This is a genomic window from Citrobacter sp. S55_ASV_140, assembly GCF_018919505.1.
GTDB lineage: Bacteria > Pseudomonadota > Gammaproteobacteria > Enterobacterales > Enterobacteriaceae > Citrobacter > Citrobacter werkmanii.
Genome location: NZ_JAHLQZ010000447.1, coordinates 1 through 404 on the forward strand (window position 1 = coordinate 1; position 404 = coordinate 404).

1 protein-coding gene and 1 pseudogene are annotated in these 404 nt (G+C 55.0%); both read right to left on the reverse strand.

Annotation, left to right across the window (positions count from 1 at the left end; genetic code table 11):
* Positions 1-95: TrmH family RNA methyltransferase (locus KQJ18_RS24455; RefSeq protein ID WP_275945724.1), on the reverse strand; the 95-nt coding region annotated here is incomplete at its 3' end.
* Positions 96-140: 45 nt separating this feature from the next.
* A pseudogene (locus tag KQJ18_RS24460) lies at positions 141-404 on the reverse strand (aromatic acid/H+ symport family MFS transporter); the annotation flags it as partial.

A 404-nucleotide genomic window follows, 5' to 3' on the forward strand; every position in this document is an offset into this window, starting at 1 on the left:
ATAATATGCAGACGAAAGCCAGTATTGGCGCAAAGACGGATAATATTGCCGGTATTTGGCGGGATTTCTGGTTCGAATAAAACGATGTTAAGCATACTGCCCCCTTAATAACGGGGGCAGAATAGCAGAAACAGCGGGTACTATGCGACGGTCAGCGCGCGCGGTTTATAGCGTTGCAGCTTGTAAATCGTGGCCGCAGCAGCCAGTAGCGCGGGAAGGCTAAGGAACATTAAGATACTATCAGCCTGCCATTGCAGGGAAAGCAACTGGGCGCTCATCATCGTTCCGGCCACGCCGCCGAATCGACCCACACCCTGCATCCACGCAATACCCGTCGCGCGGCAGTGGGTAGGATAGAACGTTGCGGCCAGCGTCTGCAGCCCGGATTGCGCACCGTTCATGGT